A 21,674-nucleotide genomic window follows, 5' to 3' on the forward strand; every position below is an offset into this window, starting at 1 on the left:
CCGACCGACCCCGACATGTACAGGAGGCCATGCGCACTCATGACGGACCCCGAGGCGACCAGGACGGTGGAACGGACGGGTGCTCCGGGCGCCGGTGACCGGAGTGCGACGGGTCCGGAGGTCTGCGACGATCGCCGCATGAGCGCTCGGATCAGGTCGCTCGCGTCACGGTGGACGATCCTGGTACCGGCGCTGGCGGCCGTCCTGCTCGTCCTCACCTGGGGACGCGACCTGCCCGGTTTCGTCGTGGGCGTGGCGACCGCCGTCCTCGCGGGCTCCGTCCTGGCGGCGGTGCACCACGCGGAGGTCGTCGCCCACCGGGTCGGCGAACCGTTCGGCTCCCTGGTCCTGGCCGTCGCCGTCACCGTCATCGAGGTGGCCCTGATCGTCACCCTGATGCTCGACGGCGGCGACAAGAGCGCCACGCTCGCCCGGGACACCGTCTTCGCCGCCGTGATGATCACCTGCAACGGCATCATGGGACTCAGTCTCCTGGTGGGTTCGCTGCGCCACGGCACGGCGGTGTTCAACTCGGAGGGCACCGGAGCCGCCCTCGCCACGGTCGCCACCCTGGCGACCCTCAGCCTGGTGCTGCCGACGTTCACCACGAGCCAGCCCGGCCCCGAGTTCTCCCCGGTCCAGCTGACCTTCGCCGCCATCTCCTCACTGGTCCTCTACGGCCTGTTCGTCGCCACCCAGACCATCAGACACCGGGACTACTTCCTGCCCCTCACCCGGCAGGGCGAGGTCATCTCGGGCGAGGAGCACGCCGAGGCCCCGTCGAACCGCACGGCCCTGATCAGCCTCGGCATGCTGGCACTCGCCCTGGTCGGAGTGGTCGGCCTCGCCAAAGGAGTGTCACCGACCATCGAGTCCGGGGTGGAGGCCGCCGGGCTCCATCACGCCGTCGTCGGTGTGATCATCGCCCTGCTGGTGCTGCTGCCCGAGACCATCGCCGCGGTCCGCGCCGCGCGTCGCGACCGCGTGCAGACCAGCATGAACCTGGCGCTCGGCTCGGCCATGGCGAGCATCGGCCTGACCATCCCGGCAGTCGCCCTCGCCTCGCTGTGGCTCTCCGGGCCGCTGGTCCTCGGACTCGGCAGCACGCACATGGTGCTCCTCGCCCTGACCGTCGTGGTGAGCGCGCTCACCGTGGTCCCGGGGCGGGCCACCCCCCTGCAGGGCGGCGTCCACCTGGTGCTGTTCGCCGCCTACATGGAGCTGGCGCTCAACCCGTAGCGCCCGTCGCCTCGCAGCACCCCGGTGGCCGCTGGGCCGGCGCAGACGGTGCGCGCAGCCACCGCAGGCCCAGTTCGAACCGGAGCGGGAACACCCCGGCGAGGCCCGAGGAGGGCGACAGCACGGGACACGGTCGCCCGGCGCGGGTTCCGGCGGGTACCCGGCGTCGATCGGGGGTGAGCGCCGGACCGGTCCGGTCCGCCGCGCACCGTGATAGACCGGGTCCCAGCGGCGGCCCCGGCGGGTCCGCCCGCCCGTACGCCGAACGGACCGGAGGAACCGTGCCCCGCACCCTCGCCAACGCCCCGATCATGATTCTCAACGGCCCCACCCTGAACCTGCTCGGGCAGCGGCAGCCGGAGATCTACGGGTCCGACACGCTCGCCGACGTCGAGGCCCGGTGCGCCGAGGCGGCGGCCGCGCACGGCGGCACCGTGGACCTGCGGCAGTCCAACCACGAGGGCGCGCTGGTGGACTGGATTCAGGAGGCCCGGCTGAACCACTGCGGGATCGTCATCAACCCCGGCGCCTACTCGCACACCTCGGTCGCGATCCTGGACGCCCTCAACGCCTGTGACGGCCTGCCGGTGGTGGAGGTCCACATCTCCAACATCCACCAGCGCGAGTCGTTCCGGCACCACTCCTACGTCTCGCTGCGGGCCGACGGGGTCATCGTCGGGTGCGGGACGCAGGGGTACGTGTTCGCCGTCGAGCGGATCGCCGCCCTGGCCGGCCCGGCACGCGCCGAGACGTGACCGATGCGGTGGACGAGGGGCCGTGTGCGGAGGAGGGGCTCGGCCACCGAACTCGTATCCCTCAGGCTCGAAGGCCGGGAGGCGCGGACGCCTCACGTCCGCAACGCGGCCCCGCGTCCCGGCCGCCCGGCATGCTTCCCGGCGGTGGACCGTCCGGTGATCCCGCCCGGAGCCGCCGGCCGAGGGCGGGGATGAGGACCGGCGGCCCGACCGCCGGGAAGCCGGCCTCCCGAGCGGAACGTCACCAGTTGACTGCGCTATGCCACGCGCCGGGAGCGTGCGCGGGGCGTGACATCGTGCGAACGGTTCACACCAGGTGTGCGCCGCGCCTCGGTGGCCGACGCTCCGGCCGTGCCTCGACGCGCGGGGGCAGCGATGGGCTGCCCGTCCAGGACGGGGGTCACCAGCCCCGCGGGGGTCACCAGCCCCGCGCGCGCCACTCCGGCAGGTGCGGGCGCTCGGCGCCCAGGGTGGTGTCGTTCCCGTGGCCGGGGTAGACCCAGGTCTCGTCCGGGAGCACGTCGAAGATCTTGGTCTCGACGTCGTGGATCAGGGAGGCGAACGCCTCCGGGTCCTGGTGGGTGTTGCCGACCCCGCCCGGGAACAGGCAGTCCCCGGTGAACACGTGCGGGTGCCCGTGCGGGTCGTCGTAGACGAGGGCGACGGAGCCCGGCGTGTGGCCGACGAGGTGCCGGGCGGTGAGTTCCACCTGCCCGACCCGGACCGTGTCGCCGTCGTCGAGCAGCACGTCGGTGGGCACCGGGATGCCCTCGGCGTCGTACCGGCCGGCCAGGGTGCGGGCGCCGGTGGCGGCCACGACCTCGGCGAGCGCCTGCCAGTGGTCCCCGTGCCGGTGGGTGGTGACGACCGCGGCGATGCCGTCGTCGCCGATGGTGCCGAGCAGGGTCCGCGCGTCGTCCGCCGCGTCGATCAGCAGCTGTTCGTCGGTGGCCCGGCACCGCAGCAGGTACGCGTTGTTCTCCAGGGGACCGACCGCGACCTTGGTGATCATCAGGTCCTTGAGTTCGTGCACGTCGGCCGGACCGCCGACCGTCACCCGACCGCTGTACGTCATGGCCGTCAGCCTATAGCGGACGGCCCGCCCGGTCGCCCCCGCGCGGGCAGCCCCGCGCGGGGGCGACCGGCGCGGTTCTCCCCGTGCGGGGGCGCAGGCCCGATCATGCTCCGGTCACAGCGGGGGCAGGGCCGGCAGCGCGCCGTTCTTCACGGTCAGGCCGGAGCCGTCGCGGCGGCCCGCGAGCCAGCCCAGCAGGTCGGCGGGGCTCCCCTGCACGACGACCGGGACGTCCCCCGCCCCGCCGGTCGTCCAGGAGCGGCCGTCCGCGGTGCCGATCCGGGTGGCGGGCACGTCGCGGTGCCCGGTGAACCGCTCCGCCAGGAAGTCGATCTCCCGCTCCGCGAACTCCGCGGGCAGGTCCTCCAGCTCGTGGCCGATCCCGAGGTCCACGTGGTGCAGCGCGACCTCGGCCCAGCGCCGGAACGGCACCCGGCCGGCCCGGTCGGTGACGCCGTTGCGCAGCTCCACCGTGCGCGTCCAGTCCGACTCGGCGGCGCACACCGCGTCGAAGCTGGCCGCGCTCTCGCGCAGGTCGGCGAGCTGGTCGGCGAGCGGACGCGGGGCGTCCCGTTCGATGTCGGCCTCCCGCGCCTCGGCGGAGACGTACATGGGGCGGCCCTCCATGACGTTCACCAGGGCGTCCGCGTTGCGCGCGAGATGGGCCAGCACGTGGCCGCGGGTCCAGCCCGGCAGGCGCGACGACTGGGTCACAGCCGTGTCGTCCAGCGCGGCGACGGCGGTGAGCAGCCGTTCGGTGGCGGCTCGTACAGAGGCCAGGTCATCGGCGTGATCATTCATGGTGCTGACATTAGTCGCGCCACACCTTCGGGTGAAGGTGGCGACAACCGGCCATGATTCGAATGCACGTGCTATAAGGTCGGACGTGGCGTCGGGCATGCTGGAAGGCCGGGGATTGTTGTCCACCGTGAATCCGACCGGCGTTGTCAGTGGCTCCCCCTAGTCTGAGGAAGACGGGGGCCCCGCCCCTGTCACTTCTCTCAAGAAAGGTGCGGACCGGCGTGGCCGACCGTCTCATCGTCCGTGGAGCGCGCGAGCACAACCTCAAGAACGTCTCGCTCGACCTCCCGCGCGACTCGCTCATCGTCTTCACGGGCCTGTCGGGGTCGGGCAAGTCCTCGCTGGCCTTCGACACCATCTTCGCCGAGGGGCAGCGGCGTTACGTGGAGTCGCTCTCCTCGTACGCCCGGCAGTTCCTCGGCCAGATGGACAAGCCCGACGTCGACTTCATCGAGGGCCTCTCCCCGGCCGTCTCCATCGACCAGAAGTCGACCTCGCGCAACCCGCGCTCGACCGTCGGCACCATCACCGAGGTCTACGACTACCTCCGTCTGCTCTTCGCGCGCATCGGCAAGCCGCACTGCCCCGAGTGCGGACGCCCGATCTCCCGCCAGTCGCCGCAGGCCATCGTGGACCGGGTGCTGGAGCTCCCGGAGGGCAGCCGCTTCCAGGTGCTGTCGCCGCTGGTGCGGGAGCGCAAGGGCGAGTTCGTCGACCTCTTCTCCGACCTGCAGACCAAGGGCTACTCCCGCGCCCGGGTGGACGGCGCGACCATCCAGCTGTCCGACCCGCCCACCCTGAAGAAGCAGGAGAAGCACACCATCGAGGTGGTCGTCGACCGCCTCACCGTGAAGGACAGCGCCAAGCGCCGCCTCACCGACTCCGTCGAGACCGCCCTCGGGCTGTCCGGCGGCATGGTCGTGCTCGACTTCGTCGACCTCCCCGAGGACGACCCCGAGCGCGAGCGGATGTTCTCGGAGCACCTGTACTGCCCGTACGACGACCTCTCCTTCGAGGAGCTGGAGCCCCGTTCCTTCTCCTTCAACTCGCCCTTCGGCGCCTGCCCGGAGTGCACCGGCATCGGCACCCGCATGGAGGTCGACCCGGAACTGATCGTGCCCGACGAGGACAAGAGCCTCGACGAGGGCGCCATCCACCCCTGGTCGCACGGCCACACCAAGGACTACTTCGACCGCCTGGTCGGAGCCCTGGCCGACGCGCTCGGCTTCCGCACCGACATCCCCTTCGCGGGCCTCCCGCAGCGCGCGAAGAAGGCCCTGCTGTACGGCCACAAGACGCAGGTCGAGGTCCGCTACCGCAACCGCTACGGCAGGGAGCGCCGCTACACCACGGCGTTCGAGGGCGCCATCCCCTTCGTGAAGCGTCGGCACAGCGAGGCCGAGAGCGACTCCAGCCGCGAGCGCTTCGAGGGCTACATGCGCGAGGTCCCGTGCCCCGCCTGCGAGGGCACCCGCCTCAAGCCGGTCGTCCTGGCGGTCACGGTCATGGGCAGGTCCATCGCCGAGGTCTCCGCCATGTCCATCAGCGACTGCGCGGACTTCCTGGGCGAGCTGAAGCTCACCGACCGCGACAAGAAGATCGCCGAGCGCGTGCTGAAGGAGGTCAACGAGCGGCTGCGCTTCCTGGTCGACGTCGGCCTGGACTACCTCTCCCTCAACCGTGCCGCGGGCACCCTGTCCGGCGGTGAGGCCCAGCGCATCCGCCTGGCCACGCAGATCGGCTCCGGACTCGTCGGCGTGCTCTACGTCCTGGACGAGCCCTCCATCGGACTCCACCAGCGCGACAACCACCGGCTGATCGAGACCCTGGTCCGGCTGCGCGACATGGGCAACACGCTCATCGTCGTCGAGCACGACGAGGACACGATCAAGATGGCCGACTGGATCGTCGACATCGGTCCCGGCGCCGGCGAGCACGGCGGCAGGGTCGTGCACAGCGGCTCCCTCAAGGAACTCCTCGCCACCGAGGAGTCGCAGACCGGCCAGTACCTGTCGGGCCGCAAGGCCATCCCGCTGCCCGACGTCCGACGGCCGCTGGACCCGTCCCGCATGCTCACCGTGCACGGGGCCCGCGAGAACAACCTCCAGGACATCGACGTGTCCTTCCCGCTGGGCGTGTTCACCGCGGTCACCGGCGTCTCCGGCTCGGGCAAGTCGACGCTGGTCAACGACATCCTCTACACCCATCTGGCCCGCGAGCTGAACGGCGCCCGCAGCGTGCCCGGACGGCACACCCGCGTGGACGGCGACGACCTCGTCGACAAGGTCGTGCACGTCGACCAGTCGCCGATCGGCCGCACACCCCGGTCCAACCCGGCCACGTACACCGGTGTCTTCGACCACGTCCGCAAGCTGTTCGCCGAGACCACCGAGGCGAAGGTGCGCGGCTACATGCCCGGCCGCTTCTCCTTCAACGTCAAGGGCGGCCGCTGCGAGAACTGCGCGGGCGACGGCACGATCAAGATCGAGATGAACTTCCTCCCGGACGTCTACGTCCCGTGCGAGGTCTGCCACGGCGCCCGGTACAACCGGGAGACGCTGGAGGTCCACTACAAGGGCAAGTCCATCGCCGACGTGCTGAACATGCCGATCGAGGAGGCCATGCACTTCTTCGAGGCCGTCCCGGCGATCTCCCGCCACCTGAAGACGCTCAACGACGTGGGCCTCGGCTACGTCCGGCTCGGCCAGGCGGCGACGACCCTGTCCGGCGGTGAGGCCCAGCGGGTGAAGCTCGCCAGCGAGCTGCAGAAGCGCTCCACCGGCCGCACGGTCTACGTGCTGGACGAGCCGACCACCGGCCTGCACTTCGAGGACATCAACAAGCTCCTGAGGGTGCTGTCCGGGCTGGTCGACAAGGGCAACACGGTCATCGTCATCGAGCACAACCTCGACGTGATCAAGACCGCCGACTGGATCGTCGACATGGGTCCCGAAGGCGGTTCCGGCGGCGGTCTGGTCGTCGCGGAGGGCACCCCGGAGGAGGTCGCCGCCGTGCCGACCAGCCACACCGGCAAGTTCCTGCGGGAGGTCCTCGGCGCGGAGCTGGTCAGCGACGCCACCCCCGCCCCGGCCCGGCGCAGGACAGCGGCGGGGAAGACGGCCGCGAGGAAGACGGCGGCGGGGAAGACGGTCGCCGCGTCCGCGGGCGCCCGGACGGCCACTGCCCGGGCGAAGAAGCCGGCCCGGGCGGCCAAGGTCAAGGCCGAGGCGGCCGAGGCCGGGGAGGTTCCGGTGCCGGCGGAGGCCGCGAAGCCGGTGAGGACGACCGCCGCCAAGCGGGCGCCGCGGGCCGCCAAGGCCTGACCCGGCGGCCCGCCCCGAAAGGCTGCTCCGGCGGGCTGCCGCTCGTCCCGGCACCGCGCCCCCGCGTTGCGCACCCGCGCGTCCCGTCCCGAGTGTCCTCGGGAGGGGGCGCGTGGGCGCGCGTTCGGCCGGGTGCGCGGTTCAGCCGTCCAGTTCGTGGGCGTACGGCGGCTCAGCGCCCGCCCGGGAGCAGGTGACCGCCGCCGCCCGGGCGGCGAAGCCGAGCAGTCCCGCCCAGCCGTCGGCACCGAGGGCGGCCACCCCCGCGTCGCTCAGTGCGCCCCGGGCCGCGAGGCCGTGCAGCAGGGCGGCGTTCACCGTGTCGCCCGCGCCGATCGTGTCCACCACCCGCACCCGCTCACCCGGCACCGCGTACTCGCCGCCGTCCCGGGTGAAGGCGACCAGTCCGTCGCCGCCCCGGGTGAGCACGACCGCCGCCGGCCCGGCCGCCAGCCACTCCCGAGGGCTCCCGCCGAGCCACCGCGCGTCCTCCTCGGACAGCTTCAGCAGCGACACCGACGGCAGCCAGCCGCGGAACCGGGCCCGGTAGGCGTCGGCGTCCGGGATCAGACCCGGCCGGATGTTGGGGTCGAGGGCGGTGAACACGCCCTGCGCCGACGCCGTGCGCATCAGCTCCTCGTAGGCCCCGGCGCCCGGCTCCAGCACCAGGGAGCAGGTGCCGAAGGACACCGCCCGCGTCCCGGCCGGCAGCGCCCGCGGAGCCGTGAACAGCCGGTCCGCGGTCCCCTCCACGTAGAAGGAGTACGCCGCCGAGCCGTCCGCGCCGAGGGTGGCGAGGGCGAGCGTCGTCGGCTCGTCGCCCCGCTGCACCGCGGACACGTCGACGCCCGTGTCCCGCAGCCGGCCGAGCAGCGCCTCCCCGAAGGCGTCCCGCGAGACACGGGAGCAGAAGGCGGTGGGGGAACCGAGCCGCCCCAGCGCCACGGCCGTGTTGTACGGGCCGCCGCCGAGCGCGGGGGTCAACGGCGCGAGGGCGCCCGTTCCGCCCGGTACCAGGTCGATCAGTGCCTCACCGGCTACGACGATCACGAAGGGTTTCCTTTCCGGGAAGCGCGGGCTGTGTCACGGGACGTGCTCGGGCCAGGCGAGACACGGGACGCACCGCCTTCGTGACCGCCGGGTGCGCGGGACGAGCGGGGCCGTCCGGCTGGGGTGCGCTCCTCCGGACCGTCCGGGCAGCCGCAGGACGAGCGGTGCACGAAGGTGCACGGCAGCCGCACGGTCCGTGCGGGGGCGTCCGGATCGGCGAGGCGGTCCAGGAGCACCTCGACCGCGCGGATGCCCATCTCCCGGCTGGGCTGGGCGATCGCGGTGAGCCGGGGGGAGAACAGGTCCGCCCAGGAGAAGTCGTCGAAGCAGCACAGCGCGAGGTCGTCGGGCACGGTCAGGCCGTGGGTGCGCAGGGCGCGCAGGGCTCCGATGGTCATGGCGTTGTTCGCGGTGACCAGCGCGGTGGGGGAGACGCCCGACGCCAGCAGGTGCGCGGTGGCCCGTTCGCCGCCCGCCGACTCCGAGTCGCCGTGCACCAGCAGGCGCTCGTCGAACGGAAGTCCGGCCGCCGCGAGTCCGTGGCGGTAACCGGCGATGCGCTCGTCGGTGGTGCTGAGTCCCGGCAGGCCCGCCACCATCGCGATGCGGCGGTGGCCGAGGCCGGCGAGGTGGGTCACCAGGCGGGCCGTGGGCTCCGTGTTCTCGGCGCACACCTGGTCGAAGGGCGGGCCGTCCTGGGCGACGGGGCGGGGCCCGTCCCGGTCGGGACGCTGCCCGTCCTGGTCGAACGGCTGCCCGTCCTGGGCGGGCGCCGGCGCGTCCGGGTCGAGGCGCGGGCCGTCCTGGGCGGCGGCCGCCCTTCCGTGGGGGAGGGCCGGCCCTTCCTGGGGGACCCCCGGTTCTTCCTGGGGGAGGCCCGGAGTGTCCGGGGAGAGGCCCGTTCCGTCACCGTCGAGGCTCCGGTCGGTCCGGGGCGATCCGTCGTGGCGGGGTGCGTCGTCGGGCGCCCGCTTGCTGGGCGGGGCTACCAGCCGGTCCAGGAACACCGCCGGTACGCCGTGGCGCGTGAGGTGGTCGACCAGCGCGTGCGGGCGCGGTGACGGCGCGACGATCACACCGTCCACCCGGCGCTCGTGCAGCAGCCGGGCGGCCCTGAGTTCGTGCGCCGGGTCGTCGTGCGGGTCGGCGACCAGCAGGCTGTAGCCGTGTTCCAGGGCGGCTGCCTCGACTCCTTGCAGGATCTCGGTGAAGTACGGGTTGCTGATCGCCGAGACGGCCAGCCCGATCGACCGGGTCCGGGACGTCACCAGGGAGCGGGCCAGCGTGTTGCGGGTGTAGCCGAGTGCCTCGACGGCGTCCTGGACCGCCCGGCGGGTGTGGGGGAGGACCGCACGGGTGCCGTTCAGGACGTGCGAGACGGTCGCGACGGAGACACCGGCCCGCCGCGCCACGTCGGCCATGGTCGCCATCGCGCTCCTCGTTCCCTTCCTCCGGCTCCTGCTTGCTTCCGCTCTTGCTTCCTCGTGCTCCTGCTCCCCCGCGGGGCCGGGGGCGCACGGCGATCGGGCGGCCACGGCTGCCGGCCGCCGGTTCTCCGTCCCGCTCGGGACGGTAGCTCATCCGGGCGGTGACGTAAACGCTTGCGCGAACGATTGCGCAAGCGCTTACGTGTCACCGCCACCGCCACCGCCACCGCCACCGCCACCGCCACCGCCACCGCCACCGCCACCGCCACCGCCACGTCACCGCGCTCACCCCGCCACCGTGTCCACCCCCGTGCCCGGACGCGACGCCGACGTGGCCTGGAGCGGTGTCCAGGCCGTCGGCCCGGCCCCGGTCGGCCGACCGGACGTCACGCCGGCGAAAGCGTTCGGCCAGTTCGGCCAGTTCGCCAGTTCGGCCGCAGGAGGAATCCGCCCGGCGGCCGAAGCGCGCCCGCGCCCCGTCACCGGGACCAGCCGTCACCGGGGCCACCCATCACCGTGGCCACCCATCACCGGGGACCACCCGTCATCCGGAACCAGAACCCCCGGTATCGTCCCTGTCGACCCCCGCACCGCGCCGCCGCCGTGTGTCGCCGCCGTGCCGTGACCCTCCGACCAGCAGGAGCCCGTGATGTCCGCCCGTTCCGCCGCGAGTCGCCGTACCGTCCTGAGGGGTGTGGCCCTCGCGCCGGTCGCCGGGCTGGGGCTCACCGCCTGCGGCGGTGCCGAGGACAAGCCGACCGGGCTGACGGAGCCGGTCGAGCTCGGTGCCGAGACGGAGGTGGCCGCGGGTGCCGCCCGGCTCTACCCGGACCACAACGTCGTCGTCAGCCGGACGGAGGACGGCACGCTCGCGGCCTACAGCACCATCTGCACCCACGCGCGGTGCCCCGCCAACAAGCTGGACGGCACCAGGCTGATCTGTCCCTGCCACGGCAGCGAGTTCGACGTCACCACCGGCAAGGCGATGCGCGAACCGGCTGTCGCGCCCCTGGACCGCCTGACGGTCGAGGTGAAGGACGGAACCATCGTCGCCGCTCCCGAAGCCTGAACCCCGGGACGGCGACGGTCACCGGCGGAGCCGCCCCGCGTCACTGCCCGGCCCCGCGCGCACGCCGATGCCACGACCCCCGTACCGCGGCCCCGTGCCGGCGCCGTGGCCCCGGCCGCCCGTCGCCCGCCCTGTGGCGCTCCCGCCCGCGCCGGCCGTCAGGCCCAGTCCCAGGCGATGCCCACGTATCCCGACCGGACGCGCGGTTCCACCAGGTGCACCGAGCGGTGTCGACCGCTGAGCGGGAGGGACTGACGGCCGCCGCGCGGCGCCGCCGCGGTGTGCTGGGTGAAGCGGTGGCAGCGCACGGGCATGGCCCCGGCGTCGAAGCCGACCTGGAGCGCGTACTGGCCCCCGGGCGTGTCCGTCCGGTGGACGTACTCGCGGGAGATGCCCGCCGTGCCGTCCTCCACGGCGTAGCGGAACAGATAGGTGTCCCCGGCCCGCAGCCGGGTGTCGAAGAGGAGCTCGACGGCGAGGACGCCCGAGTCGTGGTGCCGGCGGACGCGCCCCGCGCGGCAGTTCTCCAGGGCGTGCACGGTCATCCGCGCGGGCGCCGCCCCCGGATCGCCGTGGTGGACGGCGACGAAGCGGTCCACGCCGTCCAGGTGGGCGCGCACGATGAGGTGCGACTCGCGTCCGGCCAGTTCACGGCGCGCGCCGATGCGGACCCGCTCGTGCTCGCCCAGGGTGTGCAGCCCGCTGTCCCGGGGGACGCCGAAGTCGGCGAGCAGCCGCTCCACCACCCCGGACGCCTCCACCAGCGAGCGGTAGGACCGGCCGCCCGCCCGTGGGTCCGTCGAGCGCTCACCGGCCGCCTCCCCGGGATCGGCGAGCAGCCGGATGAGTGACTCCTCGGGCAGCTGAAGGATCTCCTCCAGGGCCCGGACGGCCCGCAGTGACTCCGGGCGCTGCGGGCGTCGGGCGCCCTGCTGCCAGTAGCTCAGGCTGGTGACACCGACCTTCACGCCGTGGCGCGACAGGTGGTGCTGCACCCGTTGCAGGGGGAGGCCGCGGGCGGCGATCGCGGCCCGCAGGGCGACGTGGAAGGGGCCGCCGCGCAGAACCGCGTCCAGGTCCGCGGTGGCGACGTCCGCGTGCGGTGTGGCGTGCGGCATGCAGGGGCCTTTCTGTGAAATGTCCACAACGGCGGTCGGACCGTTCGCGCCCGCGTCCGGGCCGCTCCGCCGGTGCGGCGGGGGTCTCACACCCGGAGGCCGCCGCCCGGAGCCCGGAGTTCCCCCGCATTGAAGCGTGTTGACCAGGTCCCGACAACACCTCGGTCGCACAGTCGGGGCACTCGCCGCACACGGGAGAGGGCCGTACCGGCCATGGGGCCGGTACGGCCCTCCCGACCGTCCCGTGATGCACTCTTTGTCGTGTCGGTGCCCGTGGATGACAGGTCGCCCGGGACGTCCGTCCACCTGAGGGCCGTCCTGAAAACGCCCCCCGACCGTCTGCCCGCCCGGCTGCCCGACCGCCGGACCGTCCGCCCGCCCGGCTGCCGGACCACCAGCACCCCGGGCCCGCGCGAGGCAGGCGCGCCTCATCCCGCTCCGCGATCGACCGTGACCGCCCCCGCGATCGACCTGGAGCGCTTACGCGGCCGCCGCGGGGCCGCCGACCCACCCGGCCCCGGATCCGCCCACCCGGGCGGCTCGGGTCGCCCGCTCGCGACCCGACCCTCCCGCTCCTCAGCTCCGGCCGGGGGTGTCCAGCTCCCGTGCCCGGAGTCTCTTGGCCCGCACGATGTCGGGGTCCCGGGGGTCCAGGGAGCCGGTGAAGGGCGGTGCCTCGTCCGCGTACCGGCGGGTCCGGGCAGGCCGTCGGGGTTTCTCGATCCGCATCCGTCGCATTCGACCAGCCCTCCGCACTCGTGACCGTCCGTCCCGCGGCGTCCCGGTCGCCCGTCCCACCGCCGTTCCGCAGCCGTCCGGCTCGTGGCCGGCCCGCCGCCGTCCGGCTCACGGTCGTCCGTCTCCGCCCCGAGGCGTGGACCCCCCACCTTCCCGCTCCCACGGCCGCTAACCCCTCCGGGCCCGGCGGCCCCGCCGTGCCCGTGCCCGCGTCACCCCCGTGGGCCCGCCGGGGTGTCGGTCCCCGCCAGTAGGGTGTGAGGCATGGCCGACCCCTCCAGCTACCGCCCCAAACCGGGCGAGATCCCCGACTCGCCGGGGGTCTACCGGTTCCGCGACGAGCACCGCCGGGTGATCTACGTCGGGAAGGCGAAGAGCCTGCGCCAGCGCCTGGCGAACTACTTCCAGGACCTGGCCGGTCTCCACCCGCGCACCCGCTCCATGGTCACCACGGCCGCGTCCGTGGAGTGGACGGTGGTGTCCACGGAGGTCGAGGCGCTCCAGCTGGAGTACTCCTGGATCAAGGAGTACGACCCCCGGTTCAACGTCAAGTACCGCGACGACAAGAGCTACCCGTACCTCGCGGTCACGATGAACGAGCAGTTCCCGCGCGTCCAGGTGATGCGCGGGCACAAGAAGAAGGGCGTGCGCTACTTCGGCCCGTACGCGCACGCGTGGGCGATCCGCGACACCGTGGACCTGCTGCTGCGGGTCTTCCCGGTGCGGACCTGCTCGGCCGGGGTCTTCAAGAACGCCGCCCGCACCGGCCGCCCCTGCCTGCTCGGCTACATCGACAAGTGCTCGGCGCCCTGCGTGGACCGGATCTCCGCCGAGGACCACCGGGAGCTGGCCGAGGAGTTCTGCGACTTCATGGCCGGCCGCACCGGCACCTACCTGCGCCGCCTGGAGCAGCGGATGGCGCAGGCCGCGGAGGACATGGAGTACGAGCGGGCCGCCCGGCTGCGGGACGACATCGGTGCCCTGAAGAAGGCCATGGAGAAGAACGCGGTCGTGCTCGCCGACGCGACCGACGCCGACCTGATCGCGGTGGCCGAGGACGAGCTGGAGGCGGCCGTCCAGATCTTCCACGTGCGCGGCGGGCGCGTGCGCGGCCAGCGCGGCTGGGTCACCGACAAGGTCGAGGAGATCACCACCGGCGCCCTGGTGGAACACGCCCTGCAGCAGCTCTACGGCGAGGAGACCGGCGACGCGGTCCCCCGAGAGGTCCTGGTCCCCGCCCTGCCGGACCCCGTCGAACCGGTCCAGGAGTGGCTCACCGGGCGGCGCGGGGCGAACGTCTCGCTGCGCGTGCCGCAGCGCGGCGACAAGAAGGCGCTGATGGAGACGGTGCAGCGCAACGCCCAGCAGGCGCTCGTGCTGCACAAGACCAAGCGGGCGTCGGACCTGACCACGCGCTCGCGCGCGCTGGAGGAGATCGCCGAGGCCCTGGACCTGGACAGCGCCCCCCTGCGGATCGAGTGCTACGACATCTCCCACCTCCAGGGCGACGACGTGGTGGCCTCGATGGTCGTCTTCGAGGACGGGCTGGCGCGCAAGAGCGAGTACCGCCGCTTCCAGATCAAGAGCTTCGCCGGGCAGGACGACGTCCGCTCCATGCACGAGGTGATCACCCGGCGCTTCCGGCGCTACCTCGCCGAGAAGGAGCGGACGGGGGAGTGGACCGACTCCGGTCCCGCCGGGGCCGCGGCACCCGCCGGGCCCGCGGAGGGCGCGGACGCGGCAACCGCCGGGCCCGCGGACGGCGCGGACGCGGCAACCGCTGGGCCCGCGGACGGTGTGGAGGGCGCGGCCCCCGCTGGTCTCGCCGAACCGCCGGCCGACACCCTCACCGAGGACGACGGGCGCCCCAAGCGCTTCGCGTACCCGCCCCAGCTCGTCGTGGTCGACGGCGGCGCGCCGCAGGTCGCGGCGGCCCGGCGGGCGCTGGACGAGCTGGGCATCGACGACATCGCCGTGTGCGGCCTCGCCAAGCGCCTGGAGGAGGTCTGGCTGCCCGGCGAGGACGACCCGGTGGTGATGCCCCGCACCAGCGAGGGCCTCTACCTGCTCCAGCGGGTGCGCGACGAGGCGCACCGCTTCGCGATCACCTACCAGCGGACCCGGCGGGCCAAGCGCTTCCGGGCGGGCCCGCTGGACGAGGTGCCCGGCCTGGGCGAGGCCCGCAAGCGGGCCCTGATCAAGCACTTCGGTTCGGTGAGGAAGCTGCGCTCGGCGACCATCGAACAGATCTGTCAGGTTCCGGGCATAGGCCGCAAGACCGCCGAGGTGATCGCCGCGGCCTTCGCCCGCGCGGCACCCCCGGCCCCGGCCGTGAACACGGCCACGGGAGAGATCATGGATGACGAGGAAGAACCCGGGCAGGCGACGGGTTCTCCCGGGGAGCCCGTGTCCGCGGGCGCCCCGGACGACCGACGGGGGCAGGAGAGATGACCGAGCACGAGGAACGGCCCGGCACGCGGCAGGACCGCGCGGAGCACGAGCACGCGCACCGGGACGCCGCACCCCAGGACCGCCCGCACCAGGAGCTCGCGGAACAGCGGGCCGTCGGCGACCGGACCGGCCGCGGCAGCGGCACCGGCCACGACGGCGGCAGGGACGGCGCCGGCAGCGGCGACGACAGGGGCACCGGCGGCGACAGCGGCCCGGCCCAGGACAACGGAGCACAGGTGAGTACGGGCAACGAAAAGGCCGGGGCGCCCGAGGCGGCCATCCCCGAGCTGGTGATCATCTCCGGCATGTCCGGAGCCGGCCGCTCCACGGCGGCCAAGTGTCTGGAGGACCTCGGCTGGTTCGTCGTCGACAACCTGCCGCCCGCGCTGATCCCCACCATGGTGGAGCTCGGCGCGCGCTCCCAGGGCAACGTGGCCCGCATCGCGGTCGTCGTCGACGTGCGCGGCCGGCGCTTCTTCGACAACCTGCGCGAGTCCCTCGCCGACCTGGACGCCCGCGGCGTCACCCGGCGGATCGTCTTCCTGGAGTCCTCCGACGACACCCTGGTCCGCCGCTTCGAGGGCGTGCGCCGGCCGCACCCGCTCCAGGGCGACGGCCGCATCGTGGACGGCATCGCCGCCGAGCGGGAACTGCTGCGCGAACTGCGCGGCGACGCCGACCTGGTGATCGACACCTCCAGCCTCAACGTGCACGAACTGCGCGCCAAGATGGACGCCCAGTTCGCCGGCGAGGAGGAGCCCGAGCTGCGGGCCACCGTGATGTCCTTCGGCTTCAAGTACGGGCTGCCCGTCGACGCCGACCTGGTCGTCGACATGCGCTTCCTGCCCAACCCGCACTGGGTCCCGGAGCTGCGCCCGTACACCGGCCTCAACGAGGAGGTCGCGTCGTACATCTTCGAGCGTCCCGGCGCCAAGGAGTTCCTCGACCGGTACACCGAGCTGCTGCGCCTCGTCGCCGCGGGCTACCGCCGCGAGGGCAAGCGCTACGTCACCATCGCCGTCGGCTGCACCGGCGGCAAGCACCGCTCGGTCGCCATGTCGGAGAAGCTCGCCGCGCGGCTCGTCGCCGAGGGCGTGGAGACGGTGGTCGTCCACCGGGACATGGGACGGGAATGACCGGACGTTCACCGCGGCTGAGCCGGCTGCGCCGGGTGCCCGAGGGGCGCTCCGGACGGCCGGCCGACGCCCGGGGCGGCAGACCGCGGCGCCGGGGCACCCAGCCCAAGGTCGTGGCCCTCGGCGGCGGCATGGGCCTGTCGGCCTCGCTGGCCGCGCTGCGCCGGATCACCGGCGACCTCACCGCCGTCGTCACGGTGGCCGACGACGGCGGCTCCAGCGGGCGCCTGCGCGACGAGCTGGGCGTGCTGCCCCCCGGCGACCTGCGCAAGGCGCTGGCCGCGCTGTGCGGTGACGACGACTGGGGCCAGACCTGGGCCCGGGTCATCCAGCACCGCTTCCAGTCCCACGGCGACCTGCACGAGCACGCGGTCGGCAACCTGCTGATCGTCGCCCTGTGGGAGCAGCTCGGCGACCATGTGCAGGCCCTGGACCTGGTGGGCCGGCTGCTCGGCGCGCACGGGCGGGTGCTGCCCATGTCCGCGGTGCCGCTGGAGCTCCAGGCCCTGGTCAGGGGCCACGACCCCGAGCGGCCGGACGACGTGGACACCGTCCGCGGCCAGGCGACCGTGGCCCTCACCCCCGGCGAGGTGCAGTCCGTGCACCTGGTGCCGAAGGACCCGCCCGCGGTGCCCGAGGCGGTCGAGGCGGTGCTCGACGCGGACTGGGTGGTGCTCGGCCCCGGCTCGTGGTTCTCGTCGGTGATCCCGCACCTCCTCGTGCCCGATCTGCTCGACGCCCTCGTCCGCACCAAGGCCCGCCGGGTGCTGTCGTTGAACCTCGCCCCGCAGCCCGGAGAAACCGAGGGCTTCTCCCCGCAGCGTCATGTGGAGGTTTTGGGACGACACGCCCCTAAACTCGCCCTGGACGTGGTGCTCGCCGACGAGGCCGCCGTACCCGACCGCGACGCGCTGACCGACGCCGCCAAGGGGCTCGGTGCGGCGGTCGAACTGGCGCCGGTGGCCCGCCTCGACGGCAGTCCCCGGCACGACCCGGAACTGCTGGCCGCCGCGTACGACCGTATTTTTCGGATGCATGGAAGGATCGGCCCATGGCGATGACGGCAGCGGTGAAGGACGAGATCTCCCGGCTTCCCGTCACCCGGACCTGCTGCAGAAAGGCGGAGGTCTCCGCCCTGCTGCGGTTCGCCGGCGGCCTTCACCTGGTGAGCGGGCGCATCGTGATCGAGGCGGAGCTGGACACCGCGATGGCGGCCCGACGCCTCAAGCGGGACGTGCTGGAGATTTTCGGCCACGGTTCGGAACTGATCGTGATGGCCCCCGGGGGACTGCGCCGGGGCTCGCGTTACGTCGTCCGGGTGGTCGCGGGCGGTGACCAGCTGGCCCGCCAGACGGGCCTGGTGGACGGCCGGGGCCGCCCGATCCGCGGTCTGCCCCCGCAGGTGGTCTCGGGGGCCACCTGCGACGCGGAGGCGGCCTGGCGGGGGGCCTTCCTCGCGCACGGCTCGCTCACCGAGCCCGGCCGCTCCTCCTCCCTGGAGGTGACCTGCCCCGGACCCGAGGCCGCGCTGGCCCTGGTCGGCGCCGCCCGCCGCCTGTCGATCGGCGCCAAGGCGCGCGAGGTGCGCGGCGTGGACCGGGTCGTGGTCCGCGACGGGGACGCCATCGGGGCGCTGCTCACCCGGCTCGGCGCGCACGAGTCGGTGCTGGCCTGGGAGGAGCGCCGGATGCGCCGCGAGGTGCGGGCCACGGCGAACCGGCTGGCCAACTTCGACGACGCCAACCTGCGCCGTTCCGCCCGCGCGGCCGTCGCCGCCGGTGCCCGGGTGCAGCGCGCCCTGGAGATCCTCGCCGACGACGTCCCCGAGCACCTCGCCGCGGCCGGCCGGCTGCGCATGGAGCACAAGCAGGCGTCCCTGGAGGAACTGGGCGCCCTCGCCGACCCCCCGCTGACCAAGGACGCCGTCGCCGGCCGCATCCGCCGGCTGCTCGCCATGGCGGACAAGCGCGCCGCCGACCTGGGCATCCCGGGCACGGAGGCCAACCTCAGCGAGGAGCTGGCCGACAACCTGGTCGGCTGATCCGCCCGGCCGCCGGACGGCGCGCCGGTCCGGCGTCGCCCCGTGCGCCACGGCGGAGGACCGACGGGCCCGGCCGACACGCGAGAGGGGCCACCGCCCCCCTTCCTCCGGGCTTCTCCCCAGCGTCCGACACACCGTCAGAACGCCGGTGTCGCCGCCCACCCGGGTGACCGGCACCGGCGTTCGCGTGTCGATCTCGCGCCCTTGACTCGATCATCGACTGTCATGAGCCTGGCATCCGTTCGCTGCTGGGGCGGACACACGCCAGGGGGCTTCATGAGACACCGAGCGAGACCGATCCTCGCCGTCGCCGCGCTCCTGATCGGCGGTGCGGGCCTCGCGCCCGTGGCACAGGCACAACCCGGCACCACGGCGACACCTGACGCTGACGAGGTCAAGGTCTTCCGCGCCGAGATCACCGGGCGGCAGGTACCCCTGCTGCTCGCCGCCGGACAGGACGGCCACGAACTCGGCGGGCAGATCCCCGACCGGGGCACCGCCACCGTCGAGGTCCAGCTCACCGAACCGCAGGCCGAGGCGCTGGAGCGGCAGGGTGTCGACCTCACCGAGCACACCCTGTCCAGCACCGCCGAGAAGCGCGTCCGGAAGGCCGCCGAGGGCGTCTTCCGCCCGTACGGCGGCAAGGGCGGCCTCAAGGAGGAGATCCTGCGCACCGCGCGGGAGCACCCGGACCTCACCAAGGTCGTCCCCATCGGCCGGACCGTCCGCGGCGAGGACATCCTCGCGCTGAAGCTCACCAAGCGGGCGAAGAGGACCCGGGACGGATCCCGGCCCGCCGTCCTCTACATGTCCAACCAGCACGCGCGGGAGTGGATCACCCCGGAGATGACCCGGCGGCTGATGCACCACTACCTCGACTCCTACCGCACCGACCGCCGCGTGAGGAACATCGTGGACTCCACCGAACTGTGGTTCGTGCTGTCGGCCAACCCCGACGGCTACGACCACACCTTCACCTCCGACGCCCGCCGCCTGTGGCGCAAGAACCTGCGCGACGTCAACGGCGACGGCGTGATCGGCACCGGTGACGGCGTCGACCTCAACCGCAACTTCCCCTACAAGTGGGGCTACGACGACGAGGGCTCGTCCCCCAACCCCACCAGCCAGACCTACCGCGGCGCCGCCCCCGGTTCCGAACCGGAGACGAAGGCCATCGACGCGCTGCAGAAGCGGATCGGCTTCGCCTACGGCATCAACTACCACTCCGCCGCCGAACTCCTGCTCTACGGCGTCGGCTGGCAGGTGGCCACCCCGACCCCCGACGACGTCCTCTACGAGGCGCTGGCCGGCACGCCCGGCAACTCGGCGGTCCCCGGCTACCACCCGCAGCTCTCCTCGGAGCTGTACACCACCAACGGCGAGGCGGACGGGCACGCGTCCAACGTCAACGGCATGGCGATGTTCACCCCCGAGATGTCGACCTGCCAGACGGCGTCCCAGGCCGACCCGGACGACGCCTGGGAGCCCGGCGACTGCCGGTCGATCTTCACCTTCCCGGACGACGAGAAGCTGATCCAGCAGGAGTTCGCCAAGAACGTCCCGTTCGCGCTGTCCGTCGCCGAGAGCGCCGCCCACCCCGACCGGCCGTCCTCCGCGGTCGGACTGGAGGCCGCCGACTTCACCCCGGCCGTCTTCGACACCTCGTACGCCCGCAGCGGCGACCAGGAGGTCTCCGTGGTCGTGCGCCGGGCGGTGCGCGACAAGGAGCTGAAGTACCGCGTCAACGGCGGCCGGACGCACGAGGCGGACCTGCGCGCCTGGCGGGGCGGCGAACGGTTCGGCGGCGAGGACGACCTCCACTTCGACGAGTACCGCGCCCGGGTCCGCCACGGACGCCCGGGCGACCGGGTGGAGGTGTGGTTCACCGGGGAGGACCGCCGCGGCCGGGACGTCTCCAGCGAGCGCTTCACGTACACGGTGGCCGAGCGGCCCCGCGCGGACGTGCTGGTGGTCGCCGAGGAGGGGGCCGGCGCGGTCCACGCGCGGACGTACGCCGACGCGCTGCGGGCGAACGGGCGCCGGGCGGCCGTCTGGGACGTCGCCGAGCGCGGCGCGCCCGACGCGCTGGGGGTGCTGAGCCACTTCCGCACCGTCGTCCACTACACGGGGGCGAACGTCCCCGGCGTCGCCACCCAGCTCCAGCTGCGGGCCTTCCTCAACGAGGGCGGCAAGCTGATCGAGGCGGGGCAGCGGGCCGGAGGCAGCGTCGACCTCGGGGACGGCACCCCGTCCGACGACTTCAGCCAGTACTACCTGGGCGCCTACACCCGCACGTCGGCCCCGGACGCGACCGGGTTCACCGGCAGCGGGGCGCTGCGCGGCGTCACCGGCCCGCTCGCCGACGCCCCCGGGAACCCGCTCGACCGGGCGGGCACCTACGGCCTCACCTCCGACGAGCTGCCGCCGGAGCGGTTCCCGCAGTTCGCGAGCGCGGGCGCGGGGACCTTCCCCGGCGCCGTGAACCCCTACGGTCCGTACGCCGGGTCGTTCATGGCGGCCGCGGTGCACACCGACGACGGCTACCAGCGCCTCACCCGGACCGTCGACCTGACCGGTGTCACCGCGGCCGAGCGGCCGGCCCTGCGGGCGCAGCTGCTGTGGGACACCGAGAAGGGGTACGACCACGTCCTCGTCGAGGCGCGCACCGCGGGCGGCGACGACTGGACGACCCTGCCCGAGGCGGGCGGCGCCACGTCCACCGCCGTGCCCTCCGAGTGCGAGGCCGGGTTCTACGCCGCCGGGCACCCCTGGCTGGAGCACTACCTGACCGTCGCCGACGACGGCTGCGCCCCGGCCGGCAGCACCGGCACCTGGAACAGCCTGACCGGCTCGTCGGGCGGTTGGCAGCAGGTGGAGTTCGACCTCTCCGCCTACGCCGGGAAGCAGGTGCAGGTCGCGATCGCCTACGTCACCGATCCGGGCAGCGGCGGCCGGGGCGTCCTCGCCGACGAGACCGCCGTGGTGGTCGGCGGCACGGCGACCGGGACCGAGGGCTTCGAGACGTCGCTGGGTCCCTGGGCCGTCTCCGGCCCGCCCGCGGGCAGCCCGGCCGTGCCGAGGGACTGGACGCGCACCGGGACCCTGTTCCGCACCTACGCGGCGGTGACCACCGAGGACACCGTGCTGCTGGGCTTCGGCCTGGAGCACCTGACGAACACGGCGGACCGGGCGGCCCTGATGCGAAAGGCGCTGGTTGCCCTGGACGCCTGACGGGCACCCGGAACAGGTCCCCGCCGCACCGGCGAAACGGCGCGAAAAGCCCCCCGGCCGGGCGGTCCGTACCCTACTGGCGGGTACGGACCGCACTGCCGGGTATGGGGCGACTCGATGTCACGGCCGGGGCCCCGGAGAGGTAGGGTCGACAGTGGTCGGGGACATCCCAAATACAGCTCGCCGGCATCACAGCCGGCGCACCAACGAGGAGATCGGT

At 73.6% G+C, this 21,674-nt stretch carries 15 protein-coding genes; 9 read left to right on the forward strand and 6 right to left on the reverse strand.

Annotated elements, in window-relative coordinates; genetic code table 11:
* The first annotated feature begins 138 nt into the window (after nt 1-138).
* A complete protein-coding gene (locus tag AC02VZ_RS03500; RefSeq protein WP_432053992.1) occupies nt 139-1,239 on the forward strand; it encodes a calcium:cation antiporter in 1,101 nt (366 codons plus the stop codon).
* Between the two features lie 281 nt (nt 1,240-1,520).
* Nucleotides 1,521-1,994: a type II 3-dehydroquinate dehydratase gene (gene aroQ / locus AC02VZ_RS03505; protein WP_432053991.1), complete on the forward strand. Its 474-nt coding sequence runs from the start codon at nt 1,521-1,523 to the stop codon at nt 1,992-1,994.
* 418 nt (nt 1,995-2,412) lie between these two features.
* On the opposite strand, the gene AC02VZ_RS03510 is transcribed toward aroQ, so the two are convergent.
* Both AC02VZ_RS03510 and AC02VZ_RS03515 read right to left on the reverse strand, forming a co-directional pair.
* Nucleotides 2,413-3,069, reverse strand: coding sequence for an MBL fold metallo-hydrolase (locus AC02VZ_RS03510; RefSeq protein WP_432053990.1), 657 nt, complete (start codon nt 3,067-3,069; stop codon nt 2,413-2,415).
* 114 nt (nt 3,070-3,183) lie between these two features.
* Nucleotides 3,184-3,870, reverse strand: coding sequence for a maleylpyruvate isomerase family mycothiol-dependent enzyme (locus AC02VZ_RS03515; protein WP_432053989.1), 687 nt, complete (start codon nt 3,868-3,870; stop codon nt 3,184-3,186).
* A gap of 221 nt (nt 3,871-4,091) precedes the next feature.
* Here AC02VZ_RS03515 and uvrA point away from each other — a divergent pair, with 221 nt between their 5' ends.
* The gene (gene uvrA, locus AC02VZ_RS03520) at nt 4,092-7,193 is read left to right on the forward strand and encodes an excinuclease ABC subunit UvrA (RefSeq protein WP_432053988.1); all 3,102 of its coding nucleotides are present in this window, start codon (nt 4,092-4,094) and stop codon (nt 7,191-7,193) included.
* Between the two features lie 141 nt (nt 7,194-7,334).
* On the opposite strand, the gene AC02VZ_RS03525 is transcribed toward uvrA, so the two are convergent.
* A complete protein-coding gene (locus AC02VZ_RS03525; protein ID WP_432053987.1) occupies nt 7,335-8,243 on the reverse strand; it encodes a carbohydrate kinase family protein in 909 nt (302 codons plus the stop codon).
* Nucleotides 8,240-9,673, reverse strand: coding sequence for a LacI family DNA-binding transcriptional regulator (locus tag AC02VZ_RS03530; protein ID WP_432053986.1), 1,434 nt, complete (start codon nt 9,671-9,673; stop codon nt 8,240-8,242). Before AC02VZ_RS03530 ends, AC02VZ_RS03525 begins: the two co-directional genes overlap by 4 nt.
* A gap of 646 nt (nt 9,674-10,319) precedes the next feature.
* On the opposite strand from AC02VZ_RS03530, the gene AC02VZ_RS03535 reads away from it, so the two are divergent.
* Nucleotides 10,320-10,739 carry a Rieske (2Fe-2S) protein gene (locus AC02VZ_RS03535; protein ID WP_432053985.1) on the forward strand — a complete coding sequence of 140 codons (420 nt, stop codon included), beginning with the start codon at nt 10,320-10,322 and terminating at the stop codon, nt 10,737-10,739.
* A 158-nt stretch (nt 10,740-10,897) separates the two neighbouring features.
* Here the strand turns inward: AC02VZ_RS03535 and AC02VZ_RS03540 are convergent, their stop codons facing one another.
* Both AC02VZ_RS03540 and AC02VZ_RS03545 read right to left on the reverse strand, forming a co-directional pair.
* The gene (locus AC02VZ_RS03540) at nt 10,898-11,857 is read right to left on the reverse strand and encodes a hypothetical protein (RefSeq protein ID WP_432053984.1); all 960 of its coding nucleotides are present in this window, start codon (nt 11,855-11,857) and stop codon (nt 10,898-10,900) included.
* 576 nt (nt 11,858-12,433) lie between these two features.
* A complete protein-coding gene (locus AC02VZ_RS03545; RefSeq protein WP_432053983.1) occupies nt 12,434-12,586 on the reverse strand; it encodes a hypothetical protein in 153 nt (50 codons plus the stop codon).
* 273 nt (nt 12,587-12,859) lie between these two features.
* Here AC02VZ_RS03545 and uvrC point away from each other — a divergent pair, with 273 nt between their 5' ends.
* From uvrC to AC02VZ_RS03570, 5 genes are all read left to right on the forward strand, one after another.
* Nucleotides 12,860-15,046 carry an excinuclease ABC subunit UvrC gene (gene uvrC, locus AC02VZ_RS03550; RefSeq protein ID WP_476474476.1) on the forward strand — a complete coding sequence of 729 codons (2,187 nt, stop codon included), beginning with the start codon at nt 12,860-12,862 and terminating at the stop codon, nt 15,044-15,046.
* Nucleotides 15,043-16,182 carry an RNase adapter RapZ gene (gene rapZ / locus AC02VZ_RS03555; RefSeq protein ID WP_476474477.1) on the forward strand — a complete coding sequence of 380 codons (1,140 nt, stop codon included), beginning with the start codon at nt 15,043-15,045 and terminating at the stop codon, nt 16,180-16,182. The genes uvrC and rapZ overlap by 4 nt, the downstream gene beginning before the upstream one ends.
* Nucleotides 16,179-17,243, forward strand: a complete 1,065-nt coding sequence (locus AC02VZ_RS03560; protein WP_432053980.1) for a gluconeogenesis factor YvcK family protein — start codon at nt 16,179-16,181, stop codon at nt 17,241-17,243. The genes rapZ and AC02VZ_RS03560 overlap by 4 nt, the downstream gene beginning before the upstream one ends.
* Entirely contained in the window at nt 17,234-18,223 is a 990-nt protein-coding gene (gene whiA / locus AC02VZ_RS03565) for a DNA-binding protein WhiA (RefSeq protein ID WP_432053979.1), read from the forward strand. Before AC02VZ_RS03560 ends, whiA begins: the two co-directional genes overlap by 10 nt.
* Before the next feature lie 276 nt (nt 18,224-18,499).
* The gene (locus AC02VZ_RS03570; RefSeq protein WP_476474478.1) at nt 18,500-21,454 is read left to right on the forward strand and encodes a M14 family metallopeptidase; all 2,955 of its coding nucleotides are present in this window, start codon (nt 18,500-18,502) and stop codon (nt 21,452-21,454) included.
* Nucleotides 21,455-21,674 lie beyond the last annotated feature (220 nt).

This window comes from Streptomyces sp. 3-6 (genome assembly GCF_056323165.1).